This is a genomic window from Burkholderia sp. RF7-non_BP4 (assembly GCF_001521935.1).
GTDB classification, from domain to species: domain Bacteria; phylum Pseudomonadota; class Gammaproteobacteria; order Burkholderiales; family Burkholderiaceae; genus Burkholderia; species Burkholderia diffusa.
On sequence record NZ_LOTA01000091.1, the window covers coordinates 82,162 to 107,260 of the forward strand.

The 25,099-nt window shown below is 65.3% G+C and carries 32 protein-coding genes and 1 tRNA gene; 31 read left to right on the plus strand and 2 right to left on the minus strand.

Features of this window, described 5'->3' with window-relative positions; genetic code table 11:
• Positions 1-8: 8 nt before the first annotated feature.
• The 23 genes from mlaD (at position 9) to tatC (ending at position 16,414) form a co-directional block, all read left to right on the plus strand.
• On the plus strand, positions 9-569 hold the full coding sequence (mlaD, locus tag WS49_RS29065; protein ID WP_059535627.1) for an outer membrane lipid asymmetry maintenance protein MlaD: 561 nt from the start codon (positions 9-11) through the stop codon (positions 567-569).
• Between the two features lie 32 nt (positions 570-601).
• Positions 602-1,567: an MlaA family lipoprotein gene (locus WS49_RS29070; protein ID WP_059535678.1), complete on the plus strand. Its 966-nt coding sequence runs from the start codon at positions 602-604 to the stop codon at positions 1,565-1,567.
• A 110-nt stretch (positions 1,568-1,677) separates the two neighbouring features.
• On the plus strand, positions 1,678-2,307 hold the full coding sequence (locus WS49_RS29075) for an MlaC/ttg2D family ABC transporter substrate-binding protein (protein WP_059535680.1): 630 nt from the start codon (positions 1,678-1,680) through the stop codon (positions 2,305-2,307).
• Positions 2,304-2,579 carry an STAS domain-containing protein gene (locus WS49_RS29080; protein ID WP_059535629.1) on the plus strand — a complete coding sequence of 92 codons (276 nt, stop codon included), beginning with the start codon at positions 2,304-2,306 and terminating at the stop codon, positions 2,577-2,579. Before WS49_RS29075 ends, WS49_RS29080 begins: the two co-directional genes overlap by 4 nt.
• A gap of 192 nt (positions 2,580-2,771) precedes the next feature.
• A complete protein-coding gene (locus tag WS49_RS29085; protein ID WP_059535631.1) occupies positions 2,772-3,698 on the plus strand; it encodes an ABC transporter ATP-binding protein in 927 nt (308 codons plus the stop codon).
• Entirely contained in the window at positions 3,695-4,450 is a 756-nt protein-coding gene (locus WS49_RS29090) for an ABC transporter permease (RefSeq protein WP_059535633.1), read from the plus strand. The genes WS49_RS29085 and WS49_RS29090 overlap by 4 nt, the downstream gene beginning before the upstream one ends.
• 50 nt (positions 4,451-4,500) lie before the next feature.
• Positions 4,501-4,740, plus strand: coding sequence for a BolA family protein (locus tag WS49_RS29095; RefSeq protein WP_006477131.1), 240 nt, complete (start codon positions 4,501-4,503; stop codon positions 4,738-4,740).
• Between the two features lie 13 nt (positions 4,741-4,753).
• Complete coding sequence (gene murA / locus WS49_RS29100) at positions 4,754-6,103, plus strand: UDP-N-acetylglucosamine 1-carboxyvinyltransferase (RefSeq protein ID WP_059535635.1); 1,350 nt, start codon at positions 4,754-4,756, stop codon at positions 6,101-6,103.
• Positions 6,100-6,753 carry an ATP phosphoribosyltransferase gene (gene hisG, locus WS49_RS29105; protein WP_006751807.1) on the plus strand — a complete coding sequence of 218 codons (654 nt, stop codon included), beginning with the start codon at positions 6,100-6,102 and terminating at the stop codon, positions 6,751-6,753. Before murA ends, hisG begins: the two co-directional genes overlap by 4 nt.
• Positions 6,754-6,777: 24 nt before the next feature.
• Positions 6,778-8,094: a histidinol dehydrogenase gene (gene hisD / locus WS49_RS29110; RefSeq protein ID WP_059535636.1), complete on the plus strand. Its 1,317-nt coding sequence runs from the start codon at positions 6,778-6,780 to the stop codon at positions 8,092-8,094.
• Positions 8,095-8,213: 119 nt separating this feature from the next.
• On the plus strand, positions 8,214-9,287 hold the full coding sequence (gene hisC, locus WS49_RS29115; RefSeq protein ID WP_059535638.1) for a histidinol-phosphate transaminase: 1,074 nt from the start codon (positions 8,214-8,216) through the stop codon (positions 9,285-9,287).
• A gap of 65 nt (positions 9,288-9,352) precedes the next feature.
• A complete protein-coding gene (gene hisB, locus WS49_RS29120; RefSeq protein WP_006751804.1) occupies positions 9,353-9,940 on the plus strand; it encodes an imidazoleglycerol-phosphate dehydratase HisB in 588 nt (195 codons plus the stop codon).
• 62 nt (positions 9,941-10,002) lie between these two features.
• Complete coding sequence (locus WS49_RS29125; RefSeq protein ID WP_059535640.1) at positions 10,003-10,623, plus strand: MarC family protein; 621 nt, start codon at positions 10,003-10,005, stop codon at positions 10,621-10,623.
• Positions 10,620-11,261, plus strand: coding sequence for an imidazole glycerol phosphate synthase subunit HisH (gene hisH, locus WS49_RS29130; RefSeq protein WP_059535642.1), 642 nt, complete (start codon positions 10,620-10,622; stop codon positions 11,259-11,261). The genes WS49_RS29125 and hisH overlap by 4 nt, the downstream gene beginning before the upstream one ends.
• A 175-nt stretch (positions 11,262-11,436) precedes the next feature.
• Entirely contained in the window at positions 11,437-12,192 is a 756-nt protein-coding gene (gene hisA / locus WS49_RS29135) for a 1-(5-phosphoribosyl)-5-[(5-phosphoribosylamino)methylideneamino]imidazole-4-carboxamide isomerase (RefSeq protein ID WP_059535644.1), read from the plus strand.
• Positions 12,193-12,298: 106 nt separating this feature from the next.
• Complete coding sequence (gene hisF / locus WS49_RS29140) at positions 12,299-13,072, plus strand: imidazole glycerol phosphate synthase subunit HisF (protein ID WP_059535646.1); 774 nt, start codon at positions 12,299-12,301, stop codon at positions 13,070-13,072.
• Positions 13,072-13,488 (plus strand): phosphoribosyl-AMP cyclohydrolase, encoded by a 417-nt coding sequence (gene hisI, locus WS49_RS29145; protein ID WP_059535647.1) that lies wholly within the window; start codon positions 13,072-13,074, stop codon positions 13,486-13,488. The genes hisF and hisI overlap by 1 nt, the downstream gene beginning before the upstream one ends.
• Positions 13,485-13,850: a phosphoribosyl-ATP diphosphatase gene (locus WS49_RS29150; protein WP_059535648.1), complete on the plus strand. Its 366-nt coding sequence runs from the start codon at positions 13,485-13,487 to the stop codon at positions 13,848-13,850. Before hisI ends, WS49_RS29150 begins: the two co-directional genes overlap by 4 nt.
• A gap of 71 nt (positions 13,851-13,921) precedes the next feature.
• Positions 13,922-14,314, plus strand: coding sequence for a DUF4870 family protein (locus tag WS49_RS29155; RefSeq protein ID WP_059449807.1), 393 nt, complete (start codon positions 13,922-13,924; stop codon positions 14,312-14,314).
• 29 nt (positions 14,315-14,343) lie between these two features.
• Positions 14,344-14,709 carry a histidine triad nucleotide-binding protein gene (locus WS49_RS29160; protein WP_044845951.1) on the plus strand — a complete coding sequence of 122 codons (366 nt, stop codon included), beginning with the start codon at positions 14,344-14,346 and terminating at the stop codon, positions 14,707-14,709.
• Positions 14,710-14,802: 93 nt separating this feature from the next.
• Complete coding sequence (gene tatA, locus WS49_RS29165; protein ID WP_034183658.1) at positions 14,803-15,033, plus strand: Sec-independent protein translocase subunit TatA; 231 nt, start codon at positions 14,803-14,805, stop codon at positions 15,031-15,033.
• A gap of 26 nt (positions 15,034-15,059) precedes the next feature.
• Positions 15,060-15,590 (plus strand): Sec-independent protein translocase protein TatB, encoded by a 531-nt coding sequence (tatB, locus tag WS49_RS29170; protein ID WP_059535650.1) that lies wholly within the window; start codon positions 15,060-15,062, stop codon positions 15,588-15,590.
• Positions 15,591-15,631: 41 nt separating this feature from the next.
• Positions 15,632-16,414 carry a twin-arginine translocase subunit TatC gene (gene tatC, locus WS49_RS29175; RefSeq protein WP_059535652.1) on the plus strand — a complete coding sequence of 261 codons (783 nt, stop codon included), beginning with the start codon at positions 15,632-15,634 and terminating at the stop codon, positions 16,412-16,414.
• 226 nt (positions 16,415-16,640) lie between these two features.
• On the opposite strand, the gene WS49_RS29180 is transcribed toward tatC, so the two are convergent.
• On the minus strand, positions 16,641-17,846 hold the full coding sequence (locus WS49_RS29180; protein WP_059535654.1) for a Do family serine endopeptidase: 1,206 nt from the start codon (positions 17,844-17,846) through the stop codon (positions 16,641-16,643).
• 21 nt (positions 17,847-17,867) lie between these two features.
• Here WS49_RS29180 and WS49_RS29185 point away from each other — a divergent pair, with 21 nt between their 5' ends.
• The 8 genes from WS49_RS29185 to WS49_RS29220 all read left to right on the plus strand — a co-directional run bounded on the left by WS49_RS29185 (position 17,868) and on the right by WS49_RS29220 (position 23,787).
• Positions 17,868-18,614, plus strand: a complete 747-nt coding sequence (locus WS49_RS29185; RefSeq protein WP_059535656.1) for a Nif3-like dinuclear metal center hexameric protein — start codon at positions 17,868-17,870, stop codon at positions 18,612-18,614.
• A gap of 218 nt (positions 18,615-18,832) precedes the next feature.
• A complete protein-coding gene (gene petA, locus WS49_RS29190; protein ID WP_059535658.1) occupies positions 18,833-19,453 on the plus strand; it encodes a ubiquinol-cytochrome c reductase iron-sulfur subunit in 621 nt (206 codons plus the stop codon).
• Positions 19,453-20,835: a cytochrome b gene (locus tag WS49_RS29195; RefSeq protein WP_059535660.1), complete on the plus strand. Its 1,383-nt coding sequence runs from the start codon at positions 19,453-19,455 to the stop codon at positions 20,833-20,835. The genes petA and WS49_RS29195 overlap by 1 nt, the downstream gene beginning before the upstream one ends.
• A gap of 21 nt (positions 20,836-20,856) precedes the next feature.
• Complete coding sequence (locus tag WS49_RS29200; RefSeq protein ID WP_059535662.1) at positions 20,857-21,615, plus strand: cytochrome c1; 759 nt, start codon at positions 20,857-20,859, stop codon at positions 21,613-21,615.
• Positions 21,616-21,709: 94 nt separating this feature from the next.
• Positions 21,710-22,321 (plus strand): glutathione S-transferase N-terminal domain-containing protein, encoded by a 612-nt coding sequence (locus WS49_RS29205; protein WP_006400565.1) that lies wholly within the window; start codon positions 21,710-21,712, stop codon positions 22,319-22,321.
• A gap of 70 nt (positions 22,322-22,391) precedes the next feature.
• The gene (locus WS49_RS29210; protein ID WP_059535664.1) at positions 22,392-22,913 is read left to right on the plus strand and encodes a ClpXP protease specificity-enhancing factor; all 522 of its coding nucleotides are present in this window, start codon (positions 22,392-22,394) and stop codon (positions 22,911-22,913) included.
• Between the two features lie 19 nt (positions 22,914-22,932).
• Positions 22,933-23,008: transfer RNA gene (locus tag WS49_RS29215), tRNA-Thr, on the plus strand.
• Between the two features lie 575 nt (positions 23,009-23,583).
• Positions 23,584-23,787 (plus strand): hypothetical protein, encoded by a 204-nt coding sequence (locus tag WS49_RS29220; protein ID WP_059535665.1) that lies wholly within the window; start codon positions 23,584-23,586, stop codon positions 23,785-23,787.
• A gap of 80 nt (positions 23,788-23,867) precedes the next feature.
• Here WS49_RS29220 and WS49_RS29225 read toward each other — a convergent pair whose 3' ends face one another.
• On the minus strand, positions 23,868-24,668 hold the full coding sequence (locus WS49_RS29225) for a cystine ABC transporter substrate-binding protein (RefSeq protein ID WP_059535667.1): 801 nt from the start codon (positions 24,666-24,668) through the stop codon (positions 23,868-23,870).
• Positions 24,669-25,099: the final 431 nt, after the last annotated feature.

Sequence of the window (25,099 nt, forward strand, 5' to 3'; positions counted from 1 at the left end):
ATTTTGGGATGACGATGAAAAAGACTGCTCTCGACTTCTGGGTCGGCCTGTTCGTGGTGGTGGGCTTCCTTGCGGTGCTGTTCCTGGCGCTCAAGGTCGGCAACATGAGCTCGCTGTCGTTTCAGCCGACCTACTCGGTGAGGATGAAATTCGACAACATCGGCGGGCTGAAGCCGCGCGCCGCCGTGAAGAGCTCGGGCGTCGTGGTCGGCCGCGTGAAGTCGATCGCCTTCGACACCAACACCTACCAGGCGCTGGTGACGATCGATATCGACGGCCAGTATCCGTTCCCGAAGGATTCGTCGGCGAAGATCCTGACGTCGGGCCTGCTCGGCGAGCAGTACATCGGCCTCGATCCGGGCGGCGACACCGAAATGCTGAAGGCGGGCGATACGATCACGATGACGCAGTCGGCGATCGTGCTCGAGAACCTGATCGGCCAGTTCCTGTACAGCAAGGCAGCCGACGCGGGTGGCGCGAAGCCGGCATCGGGGGCTGTGGCCGCGCCGGCCGCACCCGCGCCGGTCGCGGTGCCGGCCTCCGCGGTGTCCGGTTCGACCGCCCAATAACCACACGAGAGAAAGACAAGAGGGTAATGACCATGCAGACGATCCGCATCAGGCACGCCGCGCTCGCGGTGGCGGCAGTCGCCGCGTTGAGCGGTTGCGCGACCGTGCAGACGCCGACCAAGGGCGATCCGCTCGAAGGCTTCAACCGGTCGATGTACAAGTTCAACGACACGGTCGACACGTACGCGCTGAAACCGGTCGCGAAGGGCTACCAGTACGTGGTGCCGCAGCCGGTGCGCGACAGCGTGACGAACTTCTTCTCGAACATCGGCGACGTCTACATCGCCGCGAACAACATCGTGCAGCTGCGAATCGCGGACGGCGTCGGCGACATCATGCGCGTCGTGATCAACACGGTGTTCGGCGTCGGCGGCCTGTTCGACGTCGCGACGATCGCGAAACTGCCGAAGCACACGGCCGACTTCGGGATCACGATGGGCCGCTACGGCATGCCGTCGGGCCCGTATCTCGTGCTGCCGCTGCTCGGCCCGAGCACGCTGCGCGACACGGCAGGCCTCGGCGTCGACTACGTGGGCAATCCGCTCACCTACGTGAAGCCGGACAGCCTGAGCTGGGGCCTGTTCGGCGTGAACCTCGTCAACACGCGTGCGAACCTGCTCGGCGCGGGCGACGTGCTGGATGCCGCGGCGCTCGACAAGTATTCGTTCGTGCGCAACGCGTACCTGCAGCGCCGCCAGATGCTGATCGACAACGCGCGCGGCGAGGCCTCGACGGCGTCGAGCAACGACGCGCTGCCGAAGTACGACCTGCCGGACGACGGCGCGGCACCGGCGGCAGCCGGCGCGGCGGGAACGGCGGGTGCGGCCGCGGTCGGCGGCGCGACGGCGCCGGCCGGCGCATCGGGCGCGGCCGTCGCCGCACCGGCGTCGGGCGGTGCCGAAGCACCGAACCCGGCCAGCGCGACGAACGTGCCGGCAATGCAGATGACGCCGCCCGCTCCGGGCGGGATTCGTTTCCCGAGCATCAAGCTGCACTGACCCATTTACATTCGTTACAGCCGGAAACGATTGAGTCGGCGGCGCACGCGAACTTGCGCGTAAGCTACCGGCTCCAACCTACGCATCGACTCTTCATGCAGGTCACTATGATGAAAAAACTGTTCCTGATCCCCGTTTTCGCGGCGCTGTTCTCGTTCGGCAGCGCAGCTCACGCGCAAGTCGACCAGTCGAACCCGCAGGCGCTGATCAAGACGGCGACGCAGCAGGTCCTCGACGAGGTCAAGCAGCAGACGATCAAGCAGGGCGACACCAACCGCATCATTACGATCGTCAACAAGGACATCCTGCCGTACACCGATTTCCGCCGCACCACGCAGCTCGCGATGGGTCGCAACTGGCGTACGGCGTCGGCCGAGCAGCAGCAACAGGTTCAGGAGCAGTTCAAGCTGCTGCTGATCCGCACGTATTCGGGCGCGCTCGCGCAGCTGAAGCCGGACCAGCAGATCCAGTACCCGCCGTTCCGCGCCGATCCGGCCGACACCGACGTGGTCGTGAAGACGGTCGCGATGAACAACGGCCAGCCGGTCCAGATCGACTATCGCCTGTACAAGTCGGCGAATGGCTGGAAGGTGTATGACCTGAACGTGCTCGGCGCGTGGCTGATCCAGACGTACCAGCAGCAGTTCAACGAGAAGATCCAGCAAAGCGGCGTGGACGGCCTGATCCAGTTCCTGACGCAGCGCAACCAGCAACTTGCCGCCGGCAAGCAGGCGTCGTGAGCGCCTTCGAAGCAGGCTCATCGCTGACCGTTGCGAGCGCGAAGTCCGCGCTCGCGGACGGTCTTGCGCGCATCGGCGCCGGCGCGACCGCCGTCGATTGCGCGGCGCTGACGCAGTTCGACTCGTCCGCGCTCGCCGTGCTGCTCGCATGGCAACGTGCCGCCAAAGCGCGCGGCGCGACCCTCGACCTCCTCAATCTCCCGCAGAAGCTCGCCAGCCTCGCGCGCGCCTACGGCGTCGACGCGCTCATCGACGGCACCGGGCGACATTGACCCTGTCCGACCGAAGCCTGCCGCGCCAGCCGGCGCGCGCACGCTTCAGGCCGCGCGCCGCCTGCGCCGGCCCCACCAGCCGGTTTGCCCTATAATCAAGCGTTTTGCGGGGCAGCCAATCGGCGTCCGGCCCCCATTTTCTTTCGCAGCAAGCACAGAATAGGCGTCGCGGCCCTTGCGCCGCGCACAGTCATGTCAGCCATAGAAATCCGTCACGTCAAGAAGCGCTACAAATCGCTTCAGGCGCTCAAGGGCGTCAGCCTGTCGGTCGAGGAAGGCGAGTTTTTCGGTCTGCTCGGCCCGAACGGCGCAGGCAAGACCACGCTCATCAGTATCCTCGCCGGGCTTGCCCGGGCCGATGAAGGCAGTATCTCGGTGCGCGGCCACGACGTCGTCAAGGACTTCCGCGATGCGCGCCGCGCGCTCGGCGTCGTGCCGCAGGAACTCGTGTTCGACCCGTTCTTCACCGTCCGCGAGACGCTGCGGATCCAGTCCGGCTATTTCGGGCTGCGCCACAACGACGACTGGATCGACGAAGTGATGGCCAATCTCGACCTCACCGAGAAGGCCGACGCGAACATGCGCGCGCTGTCGGGCGGGATGAAGCGCCGCGTGCTGGTCGCGCAGGCGCTCGTGCACCGGCCGCCCGTGATCGTGCTCGACGAGCCGACCGCCGGCGTCGACGTCGAACTGCGCCAGACGCTGTGGCAGTTCATCTCGCGGCTGAACCGCGAGGGCCACACGATCGTCCTGACCACCCATTACCTGGAAGAAGCCGAGTCGCTGTGCGACCGCATCGCGATGCTGCGTCGCGGTGAAGTCGTCGCGCTCGATCGCACCGACGCGCTGCTGCGCCGCTTCGCGGGCCTGCAGCTGTACCTGCGGTTCTCGACCGGCGCGCTGCCCGCCGAGCTGCGCGGGCTGGAGACCGATCCGGCCGCGCGCGCGCCGGGCGAGCATCTGCTGCGCCTCACGAGCTACGACGATGTCGAGCGCATCCTCGCGCAGTGTCGCGCGGCCGGCTGCACGTTCGACGAGATCGAGGTCCGCAAGGCCGACCTCGAGGATGTGTTCGTCCAGGTGATGAACGGGGCCGAGGTCATCGAGGGTCTGGCATGAGCGGTTTTCAAACGCTGTTCTACAAGGAACTCCTGCGCTTCTGGAAAGTGTCGTTCCAGACGGTGTGCGCGCCGATCGTGACGGCGCTGCTGTACCTGACGATCTTCGGCCATGCGCTGTCGGGCCGCGTCGAGGTGTATCCGGGCGTCGAGTACGTGAGCTTTCTCGTGCCGGGCCTCGTGATGATGAGCGTGCTGCAGAACGCGTTCGCGAACAGCTCGTCGTCGCTGATCCAGTCGAAGATCACCGGCAACCTCGTGTTCGTGCTGCTGCCGCCGTTGTCCTACAGGGACATCTTCGGCGCGTACGTCCTTGCGTCCGTCGTGCGCGGGCTCGCGGTCGGCACGGGCGTGTTCGTCGTGACGATCTGGTTTATCCCGATGCATTTCGCGGCGCCGTTGTTCATCATCGCGTTCGCGCTGCTCGGCTCGGCAATCCTCGGTACGCTCGGGCTGATCGCCGGCATCTGGGCCGAGAAGTTCGACCAGCTCGCCGCGTTCCAGAACTTCCTGATCATGCCGCTGACGTTCCTGTCCGGCGTGTTCTATTCGACGCATTCGCTGCCGCCCGTGTGGCGCGAGATCTCGCGTCTCAACCCGTTTTTCTACATGATCGACGGCTTCCGTTACGGGTTCTTCGGCGCGTCCGACATCAACCCGCTCACGAGCCTCGCGATCGTCACCGGTTTCTTCGTGCTGCTCGCGATGTTCGCGATGCGGCTGCTCGCGACCGGCTACAAACTGCGTCATTGATATCGACGGCGGCGGCCGCCACGGGCGGCGCGCGCCGACAGGAGCCCCTCATGTTGCCGACTCCCGAACAGGTCAAGCAATACATCGCCGGCGGTCTCGCCTGCACTCATCTGGAAGTCGAAGGCGACGGCCAGCATTTCTTCGCGACGATCGTGTCGGCGGCCTTCGAAGGCAAGCGGCCGATCCAGCGGCACCAGCTCGTTTATGCGGCGCTCGGCGATCGCATGAAGCAGGAAATTCACGCGCTCAGCATGAAGACGCTGACGCCCGCCGAATGGCAGAACGCATAACCGGAACCACTGAGTGCAAGTCACCGTCAACGAGCGCGACGCCGTCCAGAGCGTCGCCACGGCACACCCGGCCGCCAACGGGGAATCGCAGGGACATGGGATGGACAAGCTGGTGATCGAAGGCGGTCGCCGGTTGTCGGGCGAGATCGTCGTGTCGGGCGCGAAGAACGCCGCGCTGCCGATCCTGTGCGCGGGGCTGCTCAGCGCCGAGCCGGTCGAACTCGACAACGTGCCGAACCTGAAGGACGTGCGCACCACGCTGAAGGTGCTGAACCAGATGGGCGTGAAGAGCGAAACGGACGGCTGCCGCGTGCAGCTCGACGCGTCGCGCGTCGACAACCTCGTCGCGCCGTACGAGCTCGTCAAGACGATGCGCGCGTCGATCCTCGTGCTCGGGCCGCTGCTCGCGCGCTTCGGCGAGGCGAAGGTGTCGCTGCCGGGCGGCTGCGCGATCGGCGCGCGGCCGGTCGACCAGCACATCAAGGGCCTGCAGGCGATGGGCGCCGAGATCAGCATCGAGCACGGCTTCATCGAGGCGCGCGCGAAGCGCCTGAAGGGCGCGCGCATCGTGACCGACATGATCACGGTGACGGGCACGGAAAACCTGCTGATGGCCGCGACGCTGGCCGATGGCGAGACGGTGATCGAAAACGCGGCGCGCGAGCCGGAAGTGAGCGATCTCGCGCACCTGCTGGTCGCGATGGGCGCGAAAATCGACGGCATCGGCACCGACCGCCTCGTGATCCAGGGCGTCGAGCGGCTGCATGGCGCACGCCATTCGGTGATTCCCGACCGCATCGAGGCCGGCACGTTCCTGTGCGCGGTCGCGGCGGCGGGCGGCGACGTGATGCTGACGGGCGTGCGCCCGCACATCCTCGACGCGGTGATCGACAAGCTGCGCGAGGCCGGCGTGTCGATCGAGGAAGGCGACAGCTGGCTGCGCGTGAAGATGGACCGCCGCCCGTCGGCGGTGACGATCCGCACGTCGGAATACCCGGCGTTTCCGACCGACATGCAGGCGCAGTTCATGGCCCTCAATTCGGTCGCGACGGGCACCGCGCAGGTCGTCGAGACCATTTTCGAGAACCGTTTCATGCACGTGCAGGAGCTGAACCGGCTCGGCGCGAACATCACCATCGACGGCAACACGGCGCTCGTGACCGGCGTCGACAAGCTGTCCGGCGCGAACGTGATGGCGACCGACCTGCGCGCGTCGGCGAGCCTCGTGATCGCCGGGCTGCGCGCCGAAGGCGAAACGCTCGTCGACCGCATCTATCACCTAGACCGCGGCTACGACCGCATGGAAACCAAACTGACCGCCGTCGGCGCGAACGTGCGCCGCCTCTCCGGGAGCCAAGCATGACCGCGCCGCTGACCCTCGCCCTGTCGAAGGGCCGGATTTTCGAGGAAACCCTGCCGCTGCTGGCGGCCGCCGGCGTGCAGGTGGCCGAGGATCCGGAAACGTCGCGCAAGCTGATCCTGCCGACGACCGATCCGAACCTGCGCGTGATCATCGTGCGTGCGAGCGACGTGCCGACCTACGTCGAATACGGCGCGGCCGATTTCGGCGTGGCCGGCAAGGACGTGCTGGTCGAGCACGGCGGCTCGGGCCTGTACCAGCCGATCGACCTGAACATTGCGCGCTGCCGGATGTCGGTGGCGGTGCCGGCCGGTTTCGACTATGCGAACGCGGTGCGCCAGGGCGCGCGCCTGCGGGTCGCGACCAAATACGTCGAAACGGCACGCGAGCACTTCGCCGCGAAAGGCGTGCACGTCGACCTGATCAAGCTGTACGGCTCGATGGAACTGGCGCCGCTGGTCGGGCTGGCCGACGCGATCGTCGACCTCGTCAGCTCGGGCGGCACGCTGAAGGCGAACAATCTGGTCGAGGTCGAGGAGATCATGGCGATCTCGTCGCGCCTCGTCGTGAACCAGGCTGCGCTGAAGTTGAAGCGCGCGGCGCTCAAGCCGATTCTCGACGCGTTCGAACGCGCGTCGCAGAATGGTAATTGAGCGCATCACCGTAACGGAATTCCCATGGCCATCACCATCCGCAAACTCGATTCGACGAGCGACGGCTTCGACGCCGCGCTGCGTGCGGTGCTCGCGTTCGAGGCGAGCGAGGACGAAGCGATCGAGCAGTCGGTCGCGAAAATTCTCGCCGACGTGAAGTCGCGCGGCGACGCCGCGGTGCTCGAGTACACGAACCGCTTCGACCGGCTGGACGCGAGCAGCGTCGCCGCGCTCGAACTGCCGCAGGACGCGCTGCAGACGGCGCTCGACGGCCTCGCGCCGAAGGCGCGCGCGGCGCTGGAAGCCGCTGCCGCGCGCGTGCGTGCGTACCACGAGAAACAGAAGATCGAGTGCGGCACCCATAGCTGGCAGTACACGGAAAGCGACGGCACGGTGCTCGGCCAGAAGATCACGCCGCTCGACCGCGTCGGCCTGTACGTGCCGGGCGGCAAGGCTGCGTATCCGTCGTCGGTGCTGATGAACGCGATTCCCGCGCGCGTCGCGGGCGTCGGCGAGATCGTGATGGTCGTGCCGACCCCGGACGGCGTGAAGAACGACCTCGTGCTCGCTGCGGCGCTGCTCGGCGGCGTCGATCGCGTGTTCACGATCGGCGGCGCGCAGGCGGTCGGCGCGCTCGCGTACGGCACGGCCACGGTGCCGCCGGTCGACAAGATCTGCGGGCCGGGCAATGCATACGTCGCGTCGGCGAAGCGCCGCGTGTTCGGCACGGTCGGCATCGACATGATCGCCGGCCCGTCGGAAATCCTCGTGCTGTGCGACGGCACGACCGATCCGAGCTGGGTCGCGATGGACCTGTTCTCGCAGGCCGAACACGACGAGCTCGCGCAGTCGATCCTGCTGTGCCCGGACGCCGCGTTCCTCGAGCGCGTCGAGAAGGCAATCGAGGAGCTGCTGCCGACGATGCCGCGCCAGGACGTGATCCGCGCGTCGCTGGAAGGCCGCGGCGCGCTGATCAAGGTGCGCGACATGGCCGAAGCGTGCCGGATCGCGAACGACATCGCGCCGGAGCACCTCGAGATTTCCGCGCTGGAGCCGCAGCAATGGGGCCAGCAAATCCGCCACGCCGGCGCGATCTTCCTCGGCCGCTACACGAGCGAAAGCCTCGGCGACTACTGCGCGGGCCCGAATCACGTGCTGCCGACGTCGCGCACCGCGCGCTTCTCGTCGCCGCTCGGCGTGTACGACTTCATCAAGCGTTCGAGCCTGATCGAAGTCAGCGCCGAAGGTGCGCAGACGCTGGGCGAGATCGCCTCGGAGCTTGCATACGGCGAAGGGCTGCAGGCGCACGCGCGCAGCGCCGAGCTCCGGATGAAGGGGTGACGCGCGCCGGAGCCGCTGCCGACGCAGCGGTTCCGGTCGACGAGGAGGCCCGGCGCAGGGCGGCAGCCGCCGCCTTGCCGACCATTTGACGCCGGCGCGACGCACGCCGGCTTGAGACCATGACGACGCCACAAGACATCATCCGCCGCGACGTGCTCGCGATGACGAGCTACCCGGTGCCCGACGCGAGCGGCTTCGTGAAGCTCGACGCGATGGAGAACCCGTATTCGCTGCCGGCACCGCTCGCGGCGGCGCTCGGCGAACGCCTCGCGCAGGTCGCGCTGAACCGCTACCCGGCGCCGCGCCCGGGCGCGCTGCTCGACAAGCTGCGCCGGGCGATGGGCGTGCCGGCCGCATGCGACGTGCTGCTCGGCAACGGCTCGGACGAAATCATCAGCATGATGTCGGTGGCGTGTGCGAAACCGGGCGCGAAGGTGCTCGCACCGGTGCCGGGTTTCGTGATGTACGAGTTGTCGGCGAAGTTCGCGCAGCTCGAATTCGTCGGCGTGCCGCTCAAGGCCGACCTGACGCTCGACGCCGACGCGATGATCGCGGCCATCGCCGAGCACCGGCCCGCGCTCGTCTACCTCGCTTACCCGAACAACCCGACCGGCACGCTGTACGACGAGGCCGACGTCGAGCGGATCATCGCGGCCGCGCCGCACAGCCTGATCGTGATCGACGAGGCGTACCAGCCGTTCGCGGAGCGCTCGTGGCTGCCGCGTGCCGCCGAGTTCGACAACGTCGTCGTGATGCGCACGGTGTCGAAGCTCGGCCTCGCGGGGATCCGCCTTGGTTATCTCGCCGGACTGCCGGCGTGGCTGACCGAGTTCGACAAGGTGCGCCCGCCGTACAACATCAACGTGCTGACCCAGGCAACCGCCGATTTCCTGCTCGACCACCTCGACGTGCTCGACGCGCAGGCGGCCGAACTGCGTGCGGAACGCACGCGCCTCGCGCAGGCCGTGGCCGCGCTGCCGGGCACGACGGTGTTCCCGAGCGCCGGCAATTTCCTGCTGGTGCGCGTGCCGGACGCAGCCGCCGTGTTCGATGCGCTGCTCACGGAGCGGGTGCTGGTCAAAAACGTGAGTAAAATGCATCCGTTGCTGTCCGAATGCGTGCGGCTGACCGTCGGTTCTCCCGACGAAAACGCGCGCCTGCTGGCTGCTTTGAAACTCGCACTGCCCGGTTGAGCCCACGGCGCGGCGGCGCGTGACGATCAATCCCCATTTACATCAGACTCAATCAAGGAATTGCCATGCGTGTGGCGGAAGTCGTTCGCAATACCAGCGAAACGCAGATCCGTGTGAAGCTCGATCTCGACGGGACGGGCCGGCAGAAGCTGGCCACCGGCGTGCCGTTTCTCGACCATATGCTCGACCAGATCGCGCGACATGGTCTGATCGATCTCGAGGTCGAAGCGCATGGCGATACCCATATCGACGACCACCACACGGTCGAGGATGTCGGCATCACGCTCGGTCAGGCCGTCGCGAAGGCGATCGGCGACAAGAAGGGCATCCGCCGCTACGGCCATTCGTACGTGCCGCTCGACGAGGCGCTGTCGCGCGTCGTGATCGACTTCTCGGGCCGGCCCGGTCTTGAATTCCACGTGCCGTTCACGCGTGCGCGGATCGGCACGTTCGACGTCGATCTCTCCATCGAATTCTTCCGCGGGTTCGTGAACCACGCGGGCGTCACGCTGCACATCGACAACCTGCGCGGCATCAACGCGCATCATCAGCTCGAAACGGTGTTCAAGGCCTTCGGCCGGGCGCTCCGTGCGGCGGTGGAGCTCGACGAGCGCGCGGCGGGGCAGATTCCGTCGACGAAGGGCAGCCTCTAACTTCCGAACGGACAGGACGCCAACGACAACCTCACGGCTTCGGCGCGGCGCGCCGGCTTGCGATGGATCTGCTCAAATCGTTCATTTCGCTGCTGGCGCTGATCAACCCGATCGGCGCGGTGCCGTTTTTCCTGAGCCTGACGGCGCAGCAGTCGGACATCGAGCGGCGCCGCACGATCCGGATCGCGTCGGTGTCGGTGTTCTGCGTGATGACGGTGACGACGCTGCTCGGGCAGCAGATCATCGACTTCTTCGGCATTTCGGTCGGCTCCCTTGAAGTGGGCGGCGGCATCATCATGTTGCTGATGGCGATCAACATGCTGAACGCGCAGATCGGCAACACGCGATCGACGCCGGAGGAGCGCCACGAGGCCGAGCTGAAGGACAACATCGCGGTCGTGCCGCTGGCGATTCCGCTGCTCACGGGCCCCGGCTCGATCAGCACGGTGATCATCTATGCGGCGAACTCGCATCACTGGTATGAGCGAGCCGGGCTCGTCGCGATCGGCGCGGTCCTGGCTCTGCTGTGTTTCTTCGCGATGCGGCTTGCCGAGCCGATCGCGAACTGGATCGGCCGCACCGGCATCAACATCGCCACGCGGCTGATGGGTTTGATGCTGTCGGCGCTGGCGGTGGAATTCATCGTCAATGGACTGAGGGCGCTACTGCCTGCACTGAGATGAAAACTTCGATTGCGATTGTGGATTATGGGATGGGCAACCTGCGGTCGGTCGCGCAGGCGCTCAAGAAGGCCGAACCGGCCGCCGACGTGGCGATCGTCGATACGCCGGCCGCGATTCGCGCGGCCGACCGCGTCGTGCTGCCCGGCCAGGGCGCGATGCCCGACTGCATGCGCTGCCTCGGCGAATCGGGGCTGCAGGAAGCGGTGATCGAGGCGTCGCGCACGAAGCCGCTGCTGGGCGTGTGCGTCGGCGAGCAGATGCTGTTCGACTGGAGCGCGGAAGGCGACACGAAGGGTCTGGGCCTGTTGCCCGGCAAGGTCGTGCGCTTCGAGCTCGACGGCCGGCTGCAGGACGACGGCTCGCGCTTCAAGGTGCCGCAGATGGGCTGGAACCGCGTGCACCAGTCGCAGCCGCACCCGCTGTGGGACGGCGTGCCCGACGACGCGTATTTCTACTTCGTGCACAGCTATTACGTGCGCCCGGACAACCCGGCGCACACGGTCGGCGAAACGGCATACGGCGCGCCGTTTACGTCCGCGGTCGCGCGGGACAACCTCTTCGCGACCCAATTCCACCCCGAGAAAAGCGCGGAGGTCGGGTTGCGTCTGTATCGCAACTTCGTACACTGGAAACCGTGAACGTCGTGTGCGTGCCACAGTCGGCGGGCCGGAAAGGCCCGTTCGCAAGCCCGCTATTGGCGGGAACAGGCCCTATGCGCCGAAAGAGTTGTACTAAACTAGCGAGACGGCGCGGCACCGGTTTGGCCGGTGCGCGCCGGATTCTTTTCATTTTCCACGACGACACCCGATTGCTATGTTGCTGATTCCGGCCATCGATCTCAAAGACGGTCAGTGTGTGCGCCTCAAACAGGGCGATATGGACCAGGCCACGATTTTCTCCGAGGACCCGGCGGCGATGGCCCGCAAGTGGGTCGATCTCGGCGCCCGGCGGCTGCATCTGGTCGACCTGAACGGCGCGTTCGCCGGCAAGCCGAAGAATCTCGAAGCGATCGAAGCGATCCTCGACGAAGTCGGCGACGAAATCCCCGTGCAGCTCGGCGGCGGCATCCGCAGCCTCGAGACGATCGAGAAGTATCTCGACGCCGGCCTCTCCTACGTGATCATCGGCACCGCGGCCGTGAAGGACCCGGGCTTCCTGCAGGACGCGTGCACCGCGTTCGCGGGCAACATCATCGTCGGGCTGGACGCGAAGGACGGCAAGGTCGCGACCGACGGCTGGAGCAAGCTGACGGGCCACGAGGTGATCGATCTCGCGCGCAAGTTCGAGGACTACGGCGTCGAATCGATCGTCTACACGGACATCGGCCGCGACGGGATGCTGCAGGGCATCAACATCGAAGCAACCGTGAAGCTCGCCCAGGCGGTCGGCATTCCGGTGATCGCAAGCGGCGGCCTGTCGAACCTCACCGACATCGAGAACCTCTGCGAAGTGGAGGAACACGGCGTCGAAGGCGTGATCTGCGGCCGTGCGATCTACTCCGGCGATCTCGATTTCGCGGCCGCGCAAAAACGCGCGGACGAACTGAACGGCGAACTCGACGACGCCTGAGCGCGGTCGTTCCGTTCGCCGGGGTCGCCAGCAGGCGGCCCCGACCGGACGCCTCGCGCGAGGCGTCCGTAACCGGCCGTCCCATCGCGGCATTTGGCGCAACATCATGGCTCTAGCTAAACGCATCATCCCCTGCCTGGACGTGACCGCCGGGCGTGTCGTCAAGGGCGTCAACTTCGTCGAACTGCGCGATGCCGGCGATCCCGTCGAAATCGCCCGCCGCTACGACGACCAGGGCGCCGACGAACTGACGTTCCTCGACATCACCGCGACCTCCGACCAGCGCGACCTGATCCTGCCGATCATCGAGGCCGTCGCGTCGCAGGTCTTCATTCCGCTGACCGTCGGCGGCGGCGTGCGCGCCGTCGAGGACGTTCGGCGCCTGTTGAACGCCGGCGCGGACAAGGTCAGCATGAATTCGTCGGCGGTCGCGAACCCGCAGCTCGTGCGCGACGCGGCCGACAAGTACGGCTCGCAGTGCATCGTCGTCGCGATCGACGCGAAGCGCGTGTCGGCCGACGGCGAGGCGCCGCGCTGGGAAGTCTTCACGCACGGCGGCCGCAAGGGCACGGGCATCGACGCGATCGAATGGGCGCGCAAGATGGCCGAGCTCGGCGCGGGCGAAATCCTGCTCACGAGCATGGACCGCGACGGCACGAAGTCCGGCTTCGACCTCGCGCTCACGCGCGGCGTGTCGGACGCGGTGCCGGTGCCGGTGATCGCGTCGGGCGGCGTGGGCTCGCTGCAGGACCTCGCGGACGGCATCAAGGACGGCCGCGCCGACGCAGTGCTGGCCGCGAGCATCTTCCACTACGGCGAGCACACGGTCGGCGAGGCGAAGCGCTTCATGGCCGACCAGGGCATTCCGGTGAGGCTGTGATGACGACGGAAACGAAATCCCTGCCCGCGTGGCTCGACAAGGTCCGCTGGGACGACAACGGCCTCGTGCCGGTGATCGCGCAGGAAGCGTCGACGAACGACGTGCTGATGTTCGCGTGGATGAACCGCGAGGCGCTGGCGAAGACGATCGAGACGCAGCGCGCGGTCTATTATTCGCGTTCACGCAAGCGCCTGTGGTTCAAGGGCGAGGAGTCGGGCCACGTGCAGCACGTGCACGAGGTGCGGCTCGACTGCGACGAGGACGTCGTGCTGCTGAAGGTCGAGCAGGTGTCGGGCATCGCATGCCACACCGGCCGGCATTCGTGCTTCTTCCAGAAATTCGAAGGCACTGTGGACAGCGGCGACTGGGTCGCGGTCGATCCGGTGCTGAAAGACCCCGAACACATCTACAAATGACGCAATCGACCGAAGACACGCTGCTGCGCCTCGCGGCCGTGATCGATAGCCGCAAGGGCGGCGACCCCGAACAATCGTACGTATCGCGCCTGTTCCACAAGGGCGACGACGCGGTGTTGAAGAAGATCGGCGAAGAGGCGACCGAAGTCGTGCTGGCCGCGAAGGACGTGCGCCAGGGCGGCGCGCCGACGGCGCTGGTCGGCGAGGTGGCCGACCTGTGGTTCCACTGCCTCGTGATGCTGTCGCATTTCGACCTGAGCCCGGCCGACGTGATCACCGAACTCGAGCGCCGCGAAGGGCTGTCGGGCATCGAGGAAAAGGCGCTGCGCAAGCGTCGCGAGCGCGAGGAAAACGGCGGGTGACGACGCGCGGCCTGCCGCGCCGACGCCAGTGCGGTAAGCTGTAAGAATTGTCATCTAACGGGGGTAGCATCATGACCGATACGCCGAGCCAGTTTCCGACACCGTCGGTGCCGGGCGCAGCGGACGCCGAGCGACTGAAAGGTCTGCGCACGCTGACGCACGTGCTGTACGGCCTCTACGCGATTCATTGGCTGACGGGCGGCGTCACCGGGATCATCGCGATCATCATCAACTACGTTAAGCGCGACGACGTGGCCGGCACGCCGTACGCCGACCATTTCGAGTGGCAGATCCGCACGTTCTGGCGCGCGCTGATCGCCTACGTGATCGGCTTCGCGCTGATGTTCGTGGTGGTGGGATTCGTCGTCATGTTTGTCACATGGATTTGGACGCTGTACCGTATCATCAAAGGTTGGCTGTACCTGAACGACAACAAGACGCTCGATCCGCAGGCCTGGTTCTGACCGGCGCGCGGGCGTTTCGCAGGAGCAACATGAGTCACGATCCGAATTGCCTGTTCTGCAAGATCGCGGCGGGCGAGATTCCGAGCACGAAGGTGCACGAGGACGACGAATTCGTCGCGTTCCGCGACATCCGCCCGGCGGCCGAGACGCACGTGCTCGTGATTCCGCGCCGGCACGTGCCGACGCTGTCGGCGGCGAGCGAGGCCGATGCGCCGATGCTCGGCCGGCTGATGCTGCTGGTCGCCCGTCTGGCCGACCAGCTCGGCGTTGCGTACACGGGGGGCGAGACCGGGTTTCGCACGGTGATCAACACGGGCCCCGGCGGCGGGCAGGAGGTCTACCACCTGCACGCGCATATCCTGGCCGGCCCGCGCCCGTGGTTGCGGATGGGTTGACGTGGCGGGGCGTTTCCCCGCATCGATAGTCGAAGCCGGCGTGCCGCCGGCGATTTGCGCCGCGACGCGGCGTGGTTGAGGAGAGGTTTCATCATGGGTGGATTGAGCATTTGGCACTGGCTGATCGTGCTGCTGATCGTCGCGCTGGTTTTCGGTACGAAGAAGCTGCGCAACATCGGCAACGACCTCGGCAGCGCCGTGAAGGGTTTCAAGGACGGCATGAAGGAAGGCGAGACACCGGCGGACGCGCAGCAACTGCCGCGCTCGGGTTCGGTCGACGTCAACGCGAAGGAAACGACGCGTTCCGATTCGAACAAGGCGTAACGCCGGCACGCTGACAGGCATTCGCGATGCTGGATCTCGGTCTTTCGAAAATGGCGCTGATCGGCGTCGTCGCGCTCGTGGTGCTCGGCCCCGAGCGCCTGCCGCGCGTCGCGCGTACGGCCGGCGCATTGTTCGGCCGCGCGCAGCGGTACATCAACGACGTGAAGGCCGAGGTCTCGCGCGAAATCGAACTCGACGCGCTGCGGACGATGAAGACCGATTTCGAATCGGCCGCGCGCAATGTCGAGACGACGATTCACGACAACCTGCGCGAGCACGAGAAGGAACTGAACGACACGTGGAATTCCGCGGTCGGCGGCCTTAACGAAGGCTCGGTCGATGCCGGCACGTACGGCTCCGACACGCCCGCGGCGCCGTCGTGGCGCGGCAGCACGGCCGCGCTCGCGCCGAAGCGTCGCAACTGGCGTGTGAAACAGGCGGCGACGCCTGTCTGGTACAAGCGCGCGACGACCCGCCGCACGCACGTGCAGTCGGGCGCCGCGCGTGTCGCGCGCCATCAGCCGGCCAGCCTGCGCCGGCCGACGCGCTTCTTCTGAGTCGAGCGCATGCTCGCTCGTCAATCCTACCGAGGGCCGGTGTGAGCGACCCGCAGCAGAATCCGGGCGACGCCCCGGAAGAAACCTTCATTTCCCATCTCGTCGAGCTTCGCGATCGCATCATTCGCGCGGGGCTGGCCGTGATCGTCGTGTTCCTCGGGCTCGTGTACTGGGCGCCCGACATCTTCCGGCTGCTCGCGCGGCCGCTGATGGAAAACCTGCCGAAGGGCGGCAGGATGATCGTGACCGACGTCACCGGCTCGTTCTTCGTGCCGATGAAGGTCACGATGCTCGTCGCGCTCGTGATCGCGCTGCCGATCGTGCTGTACCAGATCTGGGCGTTCGTCGCGCCGGGGCTGTACCAGCACGAGAAGAAGCTCGTCGCGCCGCTCGTCGGCAGCAGCTACGTCCTGTTCCTGTGCGGGATGGCGTTCGCATACTTCCTCGTGTTCCCGACGATCTTCCGCGTGATGGCGCACTACAACGCGCCGCTCGGCGCGGAGATGTCGACCGACATCGACAACTACCTGAGCTTCGTGCTCGGGATGTTCATCGCGTTCGGGGTCACGTTCGAGGTGCCGATCGTCGTCGTGCTGCTCGTCCGGATGGGCGTGCTGACGCTGAAGAAGCTGAAGGAGATGCGGCCGTACGTGATCGTCGGCGCGTTCGTCGTCGCGGCGGTCGTCACGCCGCCGGACGTGTTCTCGCAGCTGATGCTCGCGCTGCCGCTCGTCGTGCTGTTCGAGATCGGGCTGCTGGCCGCGCGCTTCTTCGTGCCGAAGCCGACGGAAGAACCCGAGGCGGAGAACGGCACCGCAAGTTGATGAGACGCGGCACGCGGCGGCCGGCATGAGGGGCGCCGTCGATGCGGCCCTTCGACGACGTTGAAGCCGGACGGGCGATCGGGCGGCGCAGGTGGCGGGGGCGACCGCAGCTCCGTCACCGCGACGAAGGATCGTCGAAGCAAAGCAAAAGGGCAGCCGATCAGGCTGCCCTTTTGCATTTCCATCGTTGACCGGCAAGCGGCGTCGATACGCCGCCCGCCGGATGTCACTCGCTGTCGCTGTCCTGTTCGTCGAGCGTCTGTTTCGGCGGTGGCGGGCGCTTGCCGATCACCACGCTCACGTCGAACTCCTTGCCCTTTCGCACGACGTGCACCTTGGTCGGCGTGCCCGGCTTGATCTGCGCGACGGTGTTTAGCAACTTCGTCGTGTCGGTGATGTCGTCGCCGTTCACGCTCACGAGGATGTCGCCCGGCTTGATGCCGGCCTTGTCGGCCGGGCCGCCCTGCAGCACGCCCGCGACGATCGCGCCCGACTTCTGCTGGAGCCCGAACGACTCGGCGATTTCCGGCGTGACGTCCTGCGGCTCGACGCCGATCCAGCCGCGCGTGACCGAGCCCGTCGTGATGATGCTTTCGAGCACGGTGCGCGCGGTCGACACGGGGATCGCGAAACCGATGCCGAGCGAGCCGCCCGAGCGCGAGTAGATCGCCGTGTTGATGCCGAGCAGGTTGCCGTTCACGTCGACGAGTGCGCCGCCCGAGTTGCCGGGGTTGATCGGCGCGTCAGTCTGGATGAAGTTCTCGAACGTGTTGATGCCGAGGTGATTGCGGCCGAGCGCGCTGATGATCCCCATCGTGACCGTCTGGCCGACGCCGAACGGGTTGCCGATCGCGAGCACGACGTCGCCGACCCGCGACTGGTCGGAACGGCCGAGCGTGATCGTCGGCAGGTTCGTCATGTTGATCTTCAGCACGGCGAGATCGGTTTCCGGGTCGCTGCCGATCACCTTCGCGGTGCCGGTGCGGCCGTCGGCGAGCGCGACTTCGATCTGGTCGGCGCCGTCCACGACGTGCTGGTTCGTTAGAATGTAACCTTCAGGGCTCACGATAACGCCGGAGCCGAGGTTGGCGGCAGGTTCGTCCTGCTGCTTGCGGGCGTTGCGGTCGCCGAAGAAGTAGCGGAACAGCGGATCCTTCGCGCGCGGATCGGGCGGCAGCGAGCCATCCTTGCTGGAGAAGACGTTGACGACGGCGGGCATCGCCTTTTGCGCGGCCTCCGCGTACGACGTGGTCGCCGGTGCACCGCCGATGCCCGGCGCGACTTCCCGCAGCGCGACGATCGGCGTGGCGAGCTGCTTGCCGAGCTGTCCTTGCCGTTGCAGCCATTGCGGCTTGAGCGTCACGACGATGAACATCAGCGCGAGCAGTACGGTCACCGCCTGCGCGAAGAACAGCCAGAAGCGTCTAAGCATCTGAATGGATTAGAGGTTTATATGGATCGGATCGAACTCGAATTGTACTTGAACAATACCCTTGAAACCGCGCGCTTCAAGGACTATTGCCCGAATGGCCTTCAGGTCGAGGGGCGTCGCAAGATCGAGAAGATCGCCACCGGCGTGACGGCGTCGGTCGCGTTCCTCGAGGCCGCGCTCGAATGGGGGGCGGATGCGGTGCTCGTCCATCACGGCTATTTCTGGCGCAACGAGGCGCCGCAGATCACGGGCCGCAAATACCGGCGCCTGAAGCTGCTGCTCGCGAACGACCTGAACCTGTTCGCGTTCCACCTGCCGCTCGACGCGCATCCCGAGTTCGGCAACAACGCGCAACTCGGCGAGAAGCTCGGGTTGATCGGCGAGCAGCGTTTCGGCGACGGCGATCTTGGCTGGATGGCCACGCTGCCGATGCCCGTCACGCTCGAGCACTTCGTCGCGAAGGTCGAGCGCACGCTCGGCCGCACGCCGCTCGTGCTCGGCGATCCGGAGATGCAACTGCGCCGCATCGCGTGGTGCACGGGCGCCGCGCAGAGCTATTTCGATGCCGCGATCGACGCCGGCGCCGACGTGTTCCTGACCGGCGAAGTGTCGGAATCCGTCACGCACGCGTCGGCCGAGAGCGGCGTCGCGTTCGTTGCGGCGGGGCACCATGCGACCGAACGCTACGGAATCCAGGCGCTTGGCGCCCACTTGTCCGAAGAATTCGATATCGAACACCTTTTTATCGATATTCATAATCCGGTCTGAACGACGGATTTGCGGCAGCGCATCGAAATTTCGTAATGTAGCGAACGCTTAAAAGCGAAATGATTTAATCGCTCCGATAGTGAGGGAAAACCCTTAACTATCAACTACTTCGAAGGGATTTTCATCTCCGGGCCTTGTAAATGGCGACTCCATTCGCGCAAACTAGCGGCGGAATGAAAAGTCGTGACGGAAAATCCAACTCAGAAGTGGGGCGTGTGATGCGAGACAAGGAAGAAAAACGCGTCGACAGCGGCCGCCGTACCTGGCTGATTGCGACATCCGTAGCAGGTGGCGTGGGAGGCGTAGCCACCGTCATACCTTTCGCGGCGTCGCTTGCGCCGTCCGCGAAAGCGAAAGCGGCCGGCGCTCCGGTCGAGGTCGACATCAGCGGCCTGAAGCCCGGCGAGATGGTCACCGTTCCGTGGCGCGGCAAGCCGGTCTGGATCCTGAACCGTACCGACGCCATGCTGGCCGACGTCGTCAAGGCCGACAAGGAAGTGGCCGATCCGACCTCCGACAAACCCTATACGATGCCGCTGCCCGCGTATTGCGCGAACGAATATCGCTCGCGGGCCGATCGCAAGAACATTCTCGTCGTGATGGCCGTGTGTACGCACCTCGGCTGCACGCCTAGCCAACGCTTCACGCCGGGGCCGCAGCCGAACCTGCCGGACGACTGGCCGGGCGGCTTCCTGTGCCCGTGCCACGGTTCGACCTACGACCTCGCCGGCCGCGTGTTCAAGAACAAGCCGGCGCCTCAGAATCTCGACATCCCGCCCTACATGTTCACGTCGGCGACGACCCTCGTGATCGGCAAGGACGAGAAAGGAGAAGCGTGATGGCTGCCGACAACAAAGAAGTCTCCACGACAGGTGTCACCGGCTGGATCGACCAGCGCTTCCCGCTCACGTCCACCTGGAAGAAGCACGTTTCCGAGTACTACGCGCCGAAGAACTTCAACTTCTGGTACTTCTTCGGCTCCCTCGCGCTGCTCGTGCTCGTCAACCAGATCGTCACGGGCATCTTCCTGACGATGAACTACAAGCCCGACTCGATGCTCGCGTTCGCGTCGGTCGAGTACATCATGCGCGAGGTGCCGTGGGGCTGGCTGATCCGCTACATGCACTCGACCGGTGCATCGATGTTCTTCGTCGTCGTATATCTGCACATGTTCCGCGGGCTGATGTACGGGTCGTACCGCAAGCCGCGCGAGCTGGTGTGGATCTTCGGTTGTGCGATCTTCCTCTGCTTGATGGCCGAGGCGTTCTTCGGCTACCTGCTGCCGTGGGGCCAGATGTCGTTCTGGGGCGCGCAGGTGATCGTGAACCTGTTCTCGGCGATCCCGTTCGTCGGCCCGGACCTGTCGTTGTGGATCCGCGGCGACTACGTCGTGTCCGACGTCACGCTGAACCGCTTCTTCGCGTTCCACGTGATCGCGATTCCGCTCGTGCTGGTCGGCCTCGTGATCGCGCACCTCGTCGCGCTGCACGAAGTCGGGTCGAATAACCCGGACGGCATCGAGATCAAGGCGAAGAAGGACGCGAACGGCATTCCGCTCGACGGCATCCCGTTCCATCCGTACTACTCAGTGCACGATTTCTTCGGTGTCTGCGTGTTCCTGATGGTGTTCGCGCTGATCGTGTTCTTCTCGCCGGAGATGGGCGGGTACTTCCTCGAGTCGAACAACTTCGTCCCGGCGAACCCGCTGCAGACGCCGCCGGAGATCGCGCCGGTCTGGTACTTCACCGCGTTCTACGCGATGCTGCGCGCCACCACCGACCCGTTCAAGATCGTGCTGATGGTCGTGATCGCGCTGCTCGGCGTGCTCGCGCTGATCCGCGCGCGCGGCAAGTGGAAGGTCGGCCTGCCGGTGCTGGCCGCCGCGATCGTCGTGTTCATGTTCCTGACGGAATCGAAGTTCTGGGGTGTCGTTGTGATGGGTTCCGCGGTGATCACGCTGTTCTTCCTGCCGTGGCTCGACCGCAGCCCGGTGAAGTCGATCCGCTACCGGCCGCTGTTCCACAAGGTGTTCCTCGGGATCTTCGTCGCGGCGTTCCTGATCCTCGCGTTCCTCGGCACACGGCCGCCATCGCCGGTCGCGACGCTGATTGCGCAGGGTTGCGCGCTGATCTACTTCGCGTTCTTCCTCGGCATGCCCGTCTGGACGCCGCTTGGCACGTTCAAGCAGCCGCCGGAACGGGTGCGCTTCAAGCCCCATTAACGTGAGCGAGGAGAGAACGACATGAAGAAACTGCTTTCGACGCTCGCGCTGATCGGGGCGACGGCCGTGGCGCTGCTGGCGGCGCCGGCCGTGCGCGCGGAAGGTAATTTTCCGCTCGACCGGGCGCCCGATAACACGGAAAATCTTGTTTCGCTTCAGCACGGCGCGCAATTGTTTGTAAACTATTGCCTGAACTGCCACAGCGCGAACCTGATGCGCTACAACCGTCTGACGGATCTGGGCATATCCCAGAAGGAGATCGAAACGAATCTCCTGTTCACGACCGACAAGGTCGGGAACACGATGTCCGTCGCGATGCGGCCCGAAGACGCGAAGAACTGGCTCGGCACCTCGCCGCCCGACCTGTCGGTCGAGGAGCGGGCGCGCGGCCGCGACTGGCTCTACACGTACCTGCGGAGTTTCTACCGCGACGATACGCGGCCGAGCGGCTGGAACAACGCGGTGTTCGAGAACGTCGGCATGCCCCATGTATTGTGGCAACTGCAGGGGCAGCGCACTGCCAAATTCGAAGACAAGACGGACGAGGAGACGGGCGAGAAGGTCCACACGCTCGTCGGCTTCCAGCAGGTCACGCCGGGGACGTTGTCGTCGCCGGACTATGATGCTGCGGTGGCCGACCTGGTGGCCTATATGACATGGATGTCCGAGCCGGCCCAGCAGACCCGCAAGCGCCTCGGCGTGTGGGTGCTGGTCTTTCTCGGTGTCCTGACTTTCCTGGCCTGGCGGCTCAATGCCGCGTACTGGAAAGATATCAAGTAAACACGCCTGACCGGCGTGGGGCCGGCGCAAGGCGGAACCCGTGAAAGGGGTTGCGCCGCGTGCCGGCCCTCGGCTTTTTTGAGGAAACGCAAATATGATGGTTCTGTATTCCGGCACAACTTGCCCGTTCTCCCAGCGTTGCCGGCTGGTGCTGTTCGAGAAGGGCATGGATTTCGAGATCCGTGACGTCGACCTGTTCAACAAGCCGGAAGACATCTCGGTCATGAACCCGTACGGTCAGGTGCCGATTCTGGTCGAGCGCGACCTGATTCTGTACGAATCGAACATCATCAACGAATACATCGACGAGCGCTTCCCGCACCCGCAACTGATGCCGGCCGACCCGGTGCAGCGCGCACGTGCACGCCTGTTCCTGCTCAACTTCGAGAAGGAGCTGTTCGTTCACGTCAGCACGCTCGAGAACGAAAAGGGCAAGGCAGCGGAGAAGAACCACGAGAAGGCACGCCTCGCGATCCGCGATCGCCTGACGCAGCTCGCGCCGATCTTCGTGAAGAACAAGTACATGCTCGGCGAGGAGTTCTCGATGCTCGACGTCGCGATCGCGCCGCTCTTGTGGCGTCTGGATCACTACGGTATCGAGCTGTCGAAGAATGCCGCGCCGCTGATGAAGTACGCCGAGCGGATCTTCAGCCGTCCGGCCTATATCGAAGCACTGACGCCGTCCGAAAAGGTCATGCGTCGTTGATGGTGCAATGAGTGCATGACGGAGCGGGCGCGCGGCGTGCCGCGTGCCTGCTCCGGGTTCGAGGATTGTGATGCAAGAGATTTCAACGAAACCTTATCTGCTGCGCGCGCTGTACGAGTGGTGCACCGATAACGGTTACACGCCGCATATCGCGGTGAGGGTCGACAACTCGACGCGCGTGCCGCGTCAGTTCGTGCGTGACGGCGAGATCGTGCTCAACATCAGCTTCGAGGCGACGAGCCAGCTGCAGATGGGTAACGAGTGGATCGAGTTCACCGCCCGGTTCTCCGGGAAGGCGCACAAGATCGAGATTCCGGTGGCCAACGTGCTCGCGATTTACGCGCGGGAGAACGGGCAGGGGATGGCGTTCCAGGTCGATGCGGTGGCGGGCGAAGGCGAGGATTCGGGCGCGTTCGAGGACGATGCCGAGCAGATCGACGACGCGCGACGCGACGAGTCGCCTGCGGTGCTGACGCCGGTTGCCGATCACGGCGCGAACGAAGAGCCGTCCGAGGGTGCCGATGAACCGCCGAAAACCGACGGCGATGGTTCGAAAGGCGGCAGCAGACCTCGCCTCAAGATCGTGAAATGAGGTAGAATCTCGCGCTTACGCCGGCTTAGCTCATCTGGTAGAGCAGTTGATTTGTAATCATCAGGTGGCGGGTTCGAGTCCTGCAGCCGGCACCAAATTGAACGAAGGGCCGGGAGATTTTTTCTCCCGGCCCTTCGTCGTTTCTGCGCCGCGAACCGATAAACCCGACGCGGGGCGCGCGGCAAAGCCGCTTCAGCGTATTGCATGTGCGGACGCGAGCACGCGGGATTTCCTTCTCGATTCGGTGCCGTACATTTCCTGGCCGGCCCGCGACGCCTCTTGTCAGGAGCGGCGCATTCCCTCGGTTGCAATGCCGCTCTAAGCGATGCCGTTGCGCCGCAGCCAATCTTTCAGGCACTGCCTGCAAACGAGCAACGCGCCGCCGACGATGAGCGCGGTCGTCGGCATCGGTCGGCCAGATGCCCCGCTCCTTAACTGTCACGGCCACGTCACGATGCCCCAATAACGTTGCACGTCCCGGCCGTGACGTATGCATCCAGCGGATCCGATGACATCGCCCCGCTCAGGGAGCGCCTGCCTCCTCGCGACGACGTGCCCTCGTCGTAAACGGCCGCGCATTTCCGCATCCCCATGCCTTCGGGCCATTTCATCAAAAGACAGGATCGACGCCGGTTCGAACCGGATCGCGGACGATCAGGAGACAAGGACCATGCTGAGTCCGCACGAATTCTCGATGCTGCTGCGCATTGCCCGCGCACCGGACAGCGTCGACCCGTCCAACCCGGCGTTCGCCGTGCTCGTCGAAAAGCGGCTGGTCGACGATACGCAGGTGCGTGTGAATGCGGTGGCGGCGCGTCCGGCGCTCACGCCGATCGGCCAGATGCTGCTTGCGCGCTTCGACGAAGCGGCTTGAGAAAGGGGAAGCGTCATGCAGATGGCGTCACGCCTTCGCCGCAGCGAAGGACGTGACGCAACGCAAGCGCGGCGAACCGCTTACTGCGCGACCGGCACCGTCACGTCGCTGCCGAACCAGTGCATCGAGATCTTCTTCAACGAGCCGTCCTTGCGCAGCGACTCCAGCGCATCGTTGATCGCCTTCTCGAATTTCGGATTGCCCTTGCGGAACGGGATCGCCATCTCCTGCTTGCCGCCGTTCAGCACCGCGCCCGAGCGCAGCGGCAGGTTCGACGTCTTGATCATGTACGGCAGCATCAGGCGGTCGTCGAGCGTCGCCTCGATCCGGCCCGCGGCGAGGTCACGCAGCTTTTCCGGCGCGCCGGGATACGTCTGCACCTCGATGCCCGGCACGCTGCGCGCCATCTGGTCGTAGTTGGTGCCGAGCGTCACGCCGAGCTTCTTGCCCTTGAAATCCTCGAGCGACTTGAAGTTGCGCGTGTCGTCCTTGCGCTGAATCAGCTGCGCGGCCGAATACGTGTACGGCTCGCTGAAGTCGAGCACTTCCTTGCGCTGCGGCGTGATCGTGACCTGATTGACGATCACGTCGAACTTGCCGGCCTGCAGCCCCGCGATGATCCCGCTCCATTCGGTCGGGACGAATTGCGTCTTCACGCCGAGCTTGCCGGCGACGGCATTGGCGACATCGACGTCGAAGCCCTCGAGCTGCCCCGACGTGCCGCGCGAGTTGAACGGCGGATACGTGCCTTCGAGGCCGACGCGCAGCACGCCGGCTTTCTTTACCGAGTCGAGCAGGTCTTCCGCATGCGCGGCAACGGCCGTGAAACCGAGGGCCGACGCGAGCAGCAGGCCCGACAGCAGGAACTTCGAACGTTTCATCGCAGATCTCCAGTGTTCAGTGTGGTAATCGAGCGCCGGGCATCGGTCGTGCCCGGACTGGGCCGGAATACGGGCACGTAGACACTACTCGCAACCGGGCCGCGCCGGAAGTCGAATTGGCCCTGATTGCAATCGATTTCCTCTGGCCGTGGGCGAACCGTACAGCGTCGGCCAAGCGTTCGAACGGTTCGCCCGGGCCGCTCGGAGGACGCTTGAAAAACTCTTTTAAATCAGTTCCATTTTTGGAGACTCGCAGTAATTTGTCTGTAAAATCGCGCGAGCGAAATCGCATAACGCGCCATCCGAGGGCGCGTCAAAAGAAGAAAAGGCCGTTGCCATGAACATGCAGAACACTGTTGCCGCATTGCGCGGCGGGTTGCTTCAGCAGGACCGGCTGCTGAAGCTCGATACGCCATTGGGCGCCAACGTGC

Coding starts and splice junctions, on each gene's coding strand:
- hisD (WP_059535636.1), top strand. CDS start 6,778: ATGGCCATCACCATCCGCAAACTCGATTCGACGAGCGACGGCTTCGAC.
- hisI (WP_059535647.1), top strand. CDS start 13,072: ATGACGACGGAAACGAAATCCCTGCCCGCGTGGCTCGACAAGGTCCGC.
- WS49_RS29095 (WP_006477131.1), top strand. CDS start 4,501: ATGTTGCCGACTCCCGAACAGGTCAAGCAATACATCGCCGGCGGTCTC.
- WS49_RS29220 (WP_059535665.1), top strand. CDS start 23,584: ATGCTGAGTCCGCACGAATTCTCGATGCTGCTGCGCATTGCCCGCGCA.
- WS49_RS29085 (WP_059535631.1), top strand. CDS start 2,772: ATGTCAGCCATAGAAATCCGTCACGTCAAGAAGCGCTACAAATCGCTT.
- mlaD (WP_059535627.1), top strand. CDS start 9: ATGACGATGAAAAAGACTGCTCTCGACTTCTGGGTCGGCCTGTTCGTG.
- WS49_RS29150 (WP_059535648.1), top strand. CDS start 13,485: ATGACGCAATCGACCGAAGACACGCTGCTGCGCCTCGCGGCCGTGATC.
- WS49_RS29075 (WP_059535680.1), top strand. CDS start 1,678: ATGAAAAAACTGTTCCTGATCCCCGTTTTCGCGGCGCTGTTCTCGTTC.
- hisA (WP_059535644.1), top strand. CDS start 11,437: ATGTTGCTGATTCCGGCCATCGATCTCAAAGACGGTCAGTGTGTGCGC.
- WS49_RS29070 (WP_059535678.1), top strand. CDS start 602: ATGCAGACGATCCGCATCAGGCACGCCGCGCTCGCGGTGGCGGCAGTC.
- WS49_RS29205 (WP_006400565.1), top strand. CDS start 21,710: ATGATGGTTCTGTATTCCGGCACAACTTGCCCGTTCTCCCAGCGTTGC.
- petA (WP_059535658.1), top strand. CDS start 18,833: ATGCGAGACAAGGAAGAAAAACGCGTCGACAGCGGCCGCCGTACCTGG.
- hisB (WP_006751804.1), top strand. CDS start 9,353: ATGCGTGTGGCGGAAGTCGTTCGCAATACCAGCGAAACGCAGATCCGT.
- tatA (WP_034183658.1), top strand. CDS start 14,803: ATGGGTGGATTGAGCATTTGGCACTGGCTGATCGTGCTGCTGATCGTC.
- WS49_RS29195 (WP_059535660.1), top strand. CDS start 19,453: ATGGCTGCCGACAACAAAGAAGTCTCCACGACAGGTGTCACCGGCTGG.
- hisG (WP_006751807.1), top strand. CDS start 6,100: ATGACCGCGCCGCTGACCCTCGCCCTGTCGAAGGGCCGGATTTTCGAG.
- hisH (WP_059535642.1), top strand. CDS start 10,620: ATGAAAACTTCGATTGCGATTGTGGATTATGGGATGGGCAACCTGCGG.
- WS49_RS29160 (WP_044845951.1), top strand. CDS start 14,344: ATGAGTCACGATCCGAATTGCCTGTTCTGCAAGATCGCGGCGGGCGAG.
- hisF (WP_059535646.1), top strand. CDS start 12,299: ATGGCTCTAGCTAAACGCATCATCCCCTGCCTGGACGTGACCGCCGGG.
- hisC (WP_059535638.1), top strand. CDS start 8,214: ATGACGACGCCACAAGACATCATCCGCCGCGACGTGCTCGCGATGACG.
- WS49_RS29225 (WP_059535667.1), bottom strand. CDS start 24,668: ATGAAACGTTCGAAGTTCCTGCTGTCGGGCCTGCTGCTCGCGTCGGCC.
- WS49_RS29125 (WP_059535640.1), top strand. CDS start 10,003: ATGGATCTGCTCAAATCGTTCATTTCGCTGCTGGCGCTGATCAACCCG.
- tatB (WP_059535650.1), top strand. CDS start 15,060: ATGCTGGATCTCGGTCTTTCGAAAATGGCGCTGATCGGCGTCGTCGCG.
- WS49_RS29155 (WP_059449807.1), top strand. CDS start 13,922: ATGACCGATACGCCGAGCCAGTTTCCGACACCGTCGGTGCCGGGCGCA.
- WS49_RS29180 (WP_059535654.1), bottom strand. CDS start 17,846: ATGCTTAGACGCTTCTGGCTGTTCTTCGCGCAGGCGGTGACCGTACTG.
- WS49_RS29090 (WP_059535633.1), top strand. CDS start 3,695: ATGAGCGGTTTTCAAACGCTGTTCTACAAGGAACTCCTGCGCTTCTGG.
- WS49_RS29210 (WP_059535664.1), top strand. CDS start 22,392: ATGCAAGAGATTTCAACGAAACCTTATCTGCTGCGCGCGCTGTACGAG.
- WS49_RS29200 (WP_059535662.1), top strand. CDS start 20,857: ATGAAGAAACTGCTTTCGACGCTCGCGCTGATCGGGGCGACGGCCGTG.
- WS49_RS29185 (WP_059535656.1), top strand. CDS start 17,868: ATGGATCGGATCGAACTCGAATTGTACTTGAACAATACCCTTGAAACC.